The organism is Staphylococcus sp. GDY8P85P (assembly GCF_017892405.1).
Lineage (GTDB): Bacteria > Bacillota > Bacilli > Staphylococcales > Staphylococcaceae > Staphylococcus > Staphylococcus borealis.
This window is the reverse complement of sequence record NZ_JAESLA010000021.1, coordinates 35,340-43,954: the sequence shown is the minus strand read 5'-3', so window position 1 is coordinate 43,954 and position 8,615 is coordinate 35,340. Positions and strand designations below refer to the sequence as shown.

Sequence of the window (8,615 nt, the reverse complement as noted above, 5' to 3'; positions counted from 1 at the left end):
TTTTGATAATCGGGTTTCAGTGAGCAGGTTTCTCGGCAGAAATTCTCAAAGCTCGACAAAACTTGAGAAACAGTTTTGCTCACTTTTCGATTCTGCTCACAACCTAAGCGCTCACTTTCGCACCTTGTTTTGATAATCGGGTTACGAAAAGCAGGTCGTTCGACAATAATACGCTAATCGCTAAAATCACAGAACGATTTTCGCTCATAGCTCGTTATTGCTCGCGACCTAACCGCTTTTCTTCACACCTTTTTCTACCATAATTGTTCTAATAAATTTGTTTGGTCACGGTCTGGACCTACTGAGAAGATTGAAATACGTACATTACATAATTCAGAAATGCGTTCTAAGTATTTACGTGCATTATCTGGTAATTCTTCCAATGTACGGCAACCAGTGATATCTTCTTTCCATCCTGGTAATTCTTCAAAGATTGGTTTACAACGACGTAATTGATCAAGGTTAGCTGGATATTCTGTAATTTCTTCTCCATCTAATTCATATGCAGTACAAATCTTCACTGTATCAAGACCTGTAAGCACGTCGATAGAGTTAATAGATAAGTCTGTAATACCGCTAACACGACGAGAGTGACGTAAGACAACTGAGTCAAACCAACCTACACGACGTGGACGTCCTGTTGTTGTACCGTATTCACGACCAACCTCTCTAATATGATGTCCATCTTCATCAAATAATTCTGTAGGGAATGGACCGTCACCTACACGAGAAGTATATGCTTTACATACACCAATCACTTTAGATACGAAAGTTGGGCCTACACCTGTACCAACTGTTACGTTACCTGCAACAGGGTTACTTGAAGTTACGAAAGGATATGTACCGTGGTCAATATCTAACATGACACCTTGTGCACCTTCAAATAAAACTTTTTCTTCAGCTACAAATGCATCGTCTAAGATTTTAGAAGTATCCGTAACAAATTCTTTTAGACGTTGACCTGCAGCATAGTATTCATCAAAGATTTCATCGAAACGTGGGCAAGTTTCATTAAACATACCTTTGAAATATGCATTTTTAACTTCAATGTTTTCTTTTAAACGTCTTTCGAATGTTTCTTTTTCTAATAAATCAGCCATGCGGATACCAATACGTTGTGCTTTATCAACATAAGCTGGTCCGATACCTTTTTTAGTCGTACCGATTTTATTATCGCCACGACGACGTTCTTCATATTCATCTTGTGCTAAGTGATATGGAAGAATGACTTGCGCACGGTTAGAAATACGTAAGTTTGAAGTAGATACACCACGTTCATTTAAAGCGTCTAACTCTTTTAATAATGCAACTGGATCTACAACAACACCATTACCAATCACTGCTAATTTATCTTTGTAAAAAATGCCTGATGGTACTAAATGTAACTTATAAGTTTCTCCACCAAATTGAATCGTATGACCTGCGTTATTACCTCCTGAAAAGCGCGCAATAACATCTGCTTGTTCCGCTAAGAAATCTGTAATTTTACCTTTACCTTCGTCTCCCCATTGTGTCCCAACAACTACGATTGATGACATGTGAGCACCTCCAAAGTTTTCTCAATTAACCATTAAGTATTCTATCAATACGAACCTTATAATGCAAATAAAAATCGAACATTAAATTTATGACATATCACATCATTACTTAAATATTATTCTATTCAATAAATCTTTTAAAACGTTGATATCAAGCGTATTAAAGTTCTTTTTACCAAAAATCATTATACATACTTAGGCTTAAAAATCATTGCCAAAACAAAATAAAAACCGTACATTTAATTTTTCATAACTTTGAATGTACGGTAAAAAATATTTTTATGACATGTCTGCATGTGCATAATCAATGTCTGTAAATTTATTATATTGTTTCATAAAGTGTAGCTTCACAGTCCCTGTCGGACCATTACGTTGTTTAGCGATAATGATTTCAATTTCGCCATTTTCATCATTTGATTGTGGTTCGAAACCTGCGTCATCATCCTCACCCTCGCCACGATTATAATAATCATCACGATATAAGAAGGCAACGATATCAGCATCTTGCTCGATAGAACCAGATTCACGAATATCACTCATCATTGGCCGTTTATCTTGACGTTGTTCCACACCACGAGATAACTGACTTAGTGCGATAACAGGACATTCTAATTCACGCGCAATCGCTTTTAATGTACGTGAAATCTCAGATACTTCTTGTTGTCTGTTATCAGAAGCACGAGAACCACTACCTTGAATTAACTGTAAGTAGTCAATCACAATCATATCTAAACCGTGCTCTTGTTTTAAACGACGGCATTTAGAACGTAAGTCTGTAATTCGAATACCAGGTGTATCGTCGATGAAAATTTTGGTACGTGATAATTTACCGACTGCAATTGTAAATCGATTCCAGTCTTCTTCTGTCATCGTACCTGTACGTAATCGGTTAGAGTCCACATTACCAGAACTACAAATCATACGTGTTGCTAATTGGTCTGCCCCCATCTCGAGTGAGAAAATACCAACAGTATAATTACCTTCATGTGTCGCTACCTTTTGCGCAATATTAAGAGCGAAGGCAGTCTTACCTACTGAAGGACGGGCTGCTAAAATAATTAAATCATTTCGGTTGAACCCAGCTGTCATTTGATCTAAATCGCGATAACCGGTAGGGATACCAGGTGTTTGACCACTATTTTGATCGAGTTCTTCAGCTGTTTCATAAACTTGCCCTAATACATCTCTAATATCCTTAAATCCATCACTTTGTCGATTAGATGATAGTTCAAGAATGCGTCGCTCTGCATCACTTAAAATCGCATCTAATTCGAGTTCATTATCATAACCATCATTTGCAATGCTATCCGCAGTTTGAATTAATCTGCGCTTCAATGCATGATTTGAAACGATATTTGTGTAGTACTGAATATTACGTGTCGTTGGTACATTATTTGAGAGTTCCGCTAAATATTGAGGACCACCAGCCTCACTTAATGTACCTTCTTTAGTTAATTGATCCATTAACGTTACGACATCAATTTCATCACCATCTTCATTCAGATTCATCATCGCTCTGAAGATGTGTTGGTGGGCACCTCTATAAAAGGACTCAGGAAGAAGCACTTCCTGAGTCGAATTAATCAATTGTGGATCTAAAATAATTGCACCTAAGACAGATTGTTCAGCTTCATTGTTATGTGGCATTTGTTTTTGCTCATACATATTATCCATTGATTCATACACCTCTAAATCTAATCCATCTAAAGTTTCTCAAACGCAGTGCAACATTGTTCAATTAAATTTTAATTCTAAGATAAATGGTCACTTGCTTAAGTTGTTTCGCTTTCCTGTGGGAAAGAGTCTGGGACATAAATAATATAATAATGCTATTTAGCAAATTCGCAGTAGTTGACTGAACTGAGAAGGCGCTTAAATCAAGCTTTTCTCAGTTCTAGTCACCTTTGCAGGGGTGGGCGGGGCCCCAACACAAAAAATCACGAAAGTGATTTTACAAGCTAAGCAAGTTGGGGTTACGACGAATTTAAAAGAATTCTGTCCCACTCCCGCTTTCTTTTCCACTAGGAGTCTCACAACTACGCTGCGTTATTTATCTTAGAATTATTTGTTTGAGTTACTTATCTTCCCAAATTATTATAATTAGCAATTAAAATTAAAAACTTGTTTTACTTTTTCAAGTTAAATAATAACTTTATTTTTAAAATTACGATTTTGAAGCATTCCACTTAAGATAAAATAGTAAATTCTTTTTAGAAAAAGAGAAATTTTGTGATTGGCTAACGAAGCGTAGTTGAAAGACTCCCGAGGGAACAGTACAAGTTGAAGACCTTAGAATTACCCACAGATTTATCTGTGAGGTAATTCTGGCTAAAACTGTACCCTGGAAAGCGTATCAACTTAAGCGTAGTTAAAAGCCAACCAACAAAATTTCTTTCCGCTAGGAAAGGAAAACTTATTTCTCTACTGTATGAACACGGATTGTGCCTTCAACTTCTTTATCTAATTTAACAGGTACATTTGTATAACCTAATGCATGGATACCTTGAGGTAAATCCATTTTACGCTTATCAATTTTAATATCATGTTGTGTTTTAAGTGCTTCAGCAATTTGTTTCGTACTTACAGAACCAAACAATTTGCCACCTTCACCAGTTTTAGCACTTACTTCAACTTCGATTTCTTCTAATTTAGCTTTTAATGCTTTAGCGTCATCGATTTCTTTTTGTCTGTCCGCTTCAGCACGTTTATTTTGTTGTTCTAATTGTTTTAAATTACCTGGAGTTGCTTCAACAGCATAGTTATTTTTAATTAAAAAGTTATTTGCATAACCTACTGGTACATCTTTAATTTCGCCTTTTTTACCTTTACCTTTAACGTCTTGTGTGAAAATTACTTTCATGCGTCTTCACTCCTACTCATTTGTTCTGTAATTGCTTGTTGTAATTGTTCAATCGCTTCTTCAATTGATAATCCTTTCAATTGCGTTGCAGCATTCGTTAAGTGACCGCCGCCACCTAATGCTTCCATCGTTAATTGAACATTAATAGAGCCTAATGAACGTGCTGAGATACCTATTAAGTTATCTTCACGTTTAGCCACAACATAAGAAGCCTCTATACCTTCTAAACTTAACAACTCATCCGCAGCTTGTGCAACTGTAACAGGATGATAAATTTTTTCGTTAGAACCATGTGCTATCGCTATACCATTATCTTGAACTTCAACTGTTCGAATAAGCTCTGAACGATTAATATACGTATCGACATCATCTTTTAAGAAATGTTGTGTTAATATCGTATCTGCGCCGTGAGCACGTAAATAGCTTGCAGCGTCAAACGTTCTAGAACCTGTACGTAATGTGAAGTTACGTGTATCAACGATAATACCTGCATACATGACTGTAGATTCTAAACGTGTTAAACGTTGTTCAGTTGGTTGATATTCTAATAACTCTGTCACAAGTTCTGCTGTCGAACTTGCGTAAGGTTCCATATAAACTAATAACGGGTTAGAAATAAAGCTTTCTCCTCGTCTATGATGGTCAATGACCACTTTACGGTTAGCTTTATTTAAAATGTTCTCATCTAATACCATCTCTGGTTTATGTGTATCCACAACAACGATCGTAGATTTAGATGTCATCATATCCCAAGCTTCATCTGATGTGACGAATCGCTCTTTCAATTCTGGTTTCTTATCGATTTCATCCATTACACGACGTAATGTTGGATCAATATCTTCCTCATTCAAGACTACGTAAGCTTCTAAGTTATTCATTAATGCGAATCTTGATACACCTATCGCTGCACCAATCGCATCTAAATCGGGACGTTTGTGTCCCATAATAATTACTTTGTCGCCTTCGGTTAAGATATCCTTTAATGCATGAGAAATAACACGCGCTCTTACACGCGTACGTTTTTCCATCGGGTCAGTCTTACCGCCATAGAATCGTACATTTCCGTTCATATTTTTAATTGCTACTTGGTCACCACCACGACCTAATGCTAAATCTAAACCAGATTGTGATAACTCACCAAGATCAATTAAGTTCTCAGTACCTTCACCGACACCGATACTCAATGTTAATTGGGCACGGTAACCAACACTTTTTTCGCGTAGTTGGCTAAGAATTTCAAAGTTCGATTCTTCAACTTCGGCTAATATTTTTTGATTTAAATACGCTACGAACTGGTCAGAATTATAACGTTTGAAGAAGATATTATATTCTGATGCCCAACGACTAATCACTCGTGTTACCATTGAGTTGATTTCAGAACGTTGTGTATCGTTCATATTTTGCGTGATTTCATCATAGTTATCTAAGAATAATGTTGCAATAATTGGTTTTGATTCTTCATATAGTTCATTGGTATGCACTTCATCTGTGATATCAAAGAAATATAGACAATTTTCCTCTTCAGAATGACGTACATGGTAATGATATTGGCCATGTTCGATTTCGACTTCTTGTACCTTTTCCAACTGCTTTAAAATATTCGGAAAAACTTCATTGACTGGTTCTGAGATGACATTTGTTTCTAAGTGTTCAGACATGTACTGGTTAATCCATTCAATATGATCATCAGCATCAAGAACGACCATGCCAATTGGCAATCGTTTAATTGCCCTATTGCTTCCAGCCGAGATATGACCACTTAAATTATCCACATAATTATCCATTTTCAACAAGGCCTGTCTTACTAATACAATGCCAATAATAATCATCACGACTAAAATAGCTGCTGCAATGGTCGCAACTAATGGTTTAAAGATAAACCATACTACGACAAGTGCAATTGAAGTAAGTACCATTAAAATAAATGGTATGAGTAATGCCTTCTTAGTGGATTGACGGTTCATTATTCCACCTCTATTCACTTTTTAAAGTCATTTTTTAATCATTCGTTTTAAATTAATTCCTAAATCAAGTACACCAAGTAATGCAATGATATGTGTTGCTGGTGTAATAATTGTCCCCACAACCATCAGCAATATCGTTACAACATTTGGAATACGTTTTGCTTTACCAAAGAAATGAATTAAACTCAATCCTTGGATATACATCAGTAATGATAACACAACTTCGAAATTTAATACGATGCTTTGGAAAGTACTTGGCCCTGTTGCGAACATTACGCATAATAAAACAACCATATAAACCCAAAGTAATGAACGGTTAAGTTGCCAAGCAAATAATGGTTTAAAAATTGGTGTAGCTACTTTAAATTTACGAAGAATTGGAAATGTAATAATTAAGTTAATTAAGACTAAAATAAAGACTATAACGATTATAAAACTTGGAAGCTGGACTGCCATTTGACGGAACCCTTCTTCTAGAATCGTTTTATAATCTGATTCTACGCCTGTCGTTACAACCGCATTGTGCATTGCATCTTTGAAAGGCTTAATTAATGTCGTAGCGCTAGGTATCTTTTTAAACGTTTGTAATAGCATAAATGCGACTAAAGTAAATATACTTAAATATGTTGTAGCTATAAATAAGATGCGTTCTTTAGAGGCACGTTCTTTCAATAATTGGCCAATAATAAAGCTAAGTATTAAAACTAAAATCATGGCACTTAATACAAATGTATTACCCAATAATGTGGTAAGAATAACTGTGATTAGCGCTCCAATTCCAAATGATGGAATAGATTTATTCCATAAAATAATACCTGGAATCGTAGCGAATAAACATAGAATCAGCCCTAGTATTGGTAATACATACGTAACTAAAGCAACCATAACAAGTGCAATTGTTCCTATAATTGTTGCTTTAGGATGTACTTTTGAAAACACATTCGCCACTCCTATACTTTTTTGACTATAACCTCTATTTTAACCTCTAAGCAAAATTAAAACAAATTGTGAAGATTGAGTAATATACGATTCCATCATTGCGTGTTTTCTTCTATATTCTAACTTACCCGCTTCATCTATTTTCGTTTGAAGTTCGTTACTTTAAGAAAATGATATAAGTTCGGTGCCCAGTCATTGAAATTTAATAAAAAGCCATCATGACCTACATTATCTGGAACGAAGAAATGGCGATGATATTTAAAACGCTCCCCTACTGCTCTCACTTGATCATCTGGATATAATAAATCATCCGTAAAGCCCATAGTTAAAACCTTTGTATCTAATGATTGATAAACGTCATCCACATTTGTACGTCCACGGTCAACATTATGACTATCTAATACATTTAACATTGTTAGATAACAGGATAAATCATAAGTTTCTTTAAATTTATTACCTTGATGCCGTTGATAGCTTACAACTTCGTCGGGTGAAAAGCGTTGATCATAACTTTTAGATGACCGATACGTTAGAAATCCTAATTGTCGGGCAATACTAAGGCCTTCTTTGCCACCAAGATGAATTGCCTCACGTGCAATTTCGTTGAACGCACGACTATACGATGATGTCTTATCCGTAGCTGCTAGAATAACCGCCTTATCCACTTGAAATTGATGGTTGTAGAGTAGTTCCATAACTTGCATACCACCTAAACTACCACCAATTAAAATATTAATCTTGTTGAAACCAAGCGCTTGAATCCCCATTTCGATTGCTTTCACAATATCCCTCAACGTTAAATACTCCGGAAAATTAGGATCAGTTAAAGGAGAACTTGAACCAAAGGGGCTACCGATGACATTGAACGTAAGAAATTGATAATCATAAATCGGCATATAACCGCCATCTATGATTTCACGCCACCAACCAGGGGCATCATCTGTGCCATATGTTAAATGATTACCAGTTAGCGCATGGCAGACCACAACGAGTGGTTGCCCCGCATAGCCCACATGTTCATAACGCAATTGTAAGTTTTTAATCATTTCGCCTGATTCAGTTGTAAAAGGTCCTAAATTTAATGTTTCTACCGTGTAATTGGTCATGTGGTTACCTCCTTTGAATACAAAAAAATCGCCTATACTCTTCAAAGTATGAGGCGATTCGTCTCTATTACTTATCATTCGAGTATCTCGTTGGTCGTAGCACCGTGCGTATGCGTCGCCGGTTGCTGAAGTTTCTTAGGGCCGTGTCCCTCCACTTCTCTTAATAAGTTCTATTATCTCTATTCATTTACTTATTCAAATTGTAATT

6 protein-coding genes and 1 riboswitch are annotated in these 8,615 nt (G+C 36.0%); all 6 genes read right to left on the bottom strand.

Annotated elements, in window-relative coordinates:
- Positions 1-254: 254 nt before the first annotated feature.
- The 6 genes from KA828_RS05165 to metX all read right to left on the bottom strand — a co-directional run bounded on the left by KA828_RS05165 (position 255) and on the right by metX (position 8,407).
- Positions 255-1,538: an adenylosuccinate synthase gene (locus tag KA828_RS05165; RefSeq protein ID WP_053030338.1), complete on the bottom strand. Its 1,284-nt coding sequence runs from the start codon at positions 1,536-1,538 to the stop codon at positions 255-257.
- 279 nt (positions 1,539-1,817) lie between these two features.
- A complete protein-coding gene (gene dnaB / locus KA828_RS05160; protein WP_053030337.1) occupies positions 1,818-3,212 on the bottom strand; it encodes a replicative DNA helicase in 1,395 nt (464 codons plus the stop codon).
- Positions 3,213-3,951: 739 nt separating this feature from the next.
- The gene (gene rplI / locus KA828_RS05155) at positions 3,952-4,398 is read right to left on the bottom strand and encodes a 50S ribosomal protein L9 (RefSeq protein WP_016930923.1); all 447 of its coding nucleotides are present in this window, start codon (positions 4,396-4,398) and stop codon (positions 3,952-3,954) included.
- The gene (locus KA828_RS05150; RefSeq protein WP_053030336.1) at positions 4,395-6,362 is read right to left on the bottom strand and encodes a DHH family phosphoesterase; all 1,968 of its coding nucleotides are present in this window, start codon (positions 6,360-6,362) and stop codon (positions 4,395-4,397) included. Before KA828_RS05150 ends, rplI begins: the two co-directional genes overlap by 4 nt.
- 27 nt (positions 6,363-6,389) lie before the next feature.
- Positions 6,390-7,316, bottom strand: coding sequence for a YybS family protein (locus KA828_RS05145; RefSeq protein ID WP_241960347.1), 927 nt, complete (start codon positions 7,314-7,316; stop codon positions 6,390-6,392).
- Positions 7,317-7,438: 122 nt separating this feature from the next.
- On the bottom strand, positions 7,439-8,407 hold the full coding sequence (gene metX, locus KA828_RS05140; protein ID WP_210125613.1) for a homoserine O-acetyltransferase MetX: 969 nt from the start codon (positions 8,405-8,407) through the stop codon (positions 7,439-7,441).
- 68 nt (positions 8,408-8,475) lie between these two features.
- Positions 8,476-8,577, bottom strand: a riboswitch (SAM riboswitch).
- Positions 8,578-8,615: the final 38 nt, after the last annotated feature.

Bases quoted from the DNA above. Each gene is read 5' to 3' on its own strand.
- KA828_RS05165 (WP_053030338.1), bottom strand. From the start codon at position 1,538: ATGTCATCAATCGTAGTTGTTGGGACACAATGGGGAGACGAAGGTAAA.
- dnaB (WP_053030337.1), bottom strand. From the start codon at position 3,212: ATGGATAATATGTATGAGCAAAAACAAATGCCACATAACAATGAAGCT.
- rplI (WP_016930923.1), bottom strand. From the start codon at position 4,398: ATGAAAGTAATTTTCACACAAGACGTTAAAGGTAAAGGTAAAAAAGGC.
- KA828_RS05150 (WP_053030336.1), bottom strand. From the start codon at position 6,362: ATGAACCGTCAATCCACTAAGAAGGCATTACTCATACCATTTATTTTA.
- metX (WP_210125613.1), bottom strand. From the start codon at position 8,407: ATGACCAATTACACGGTAGAAACATTAAATTTAGGACCTTTTACAACT.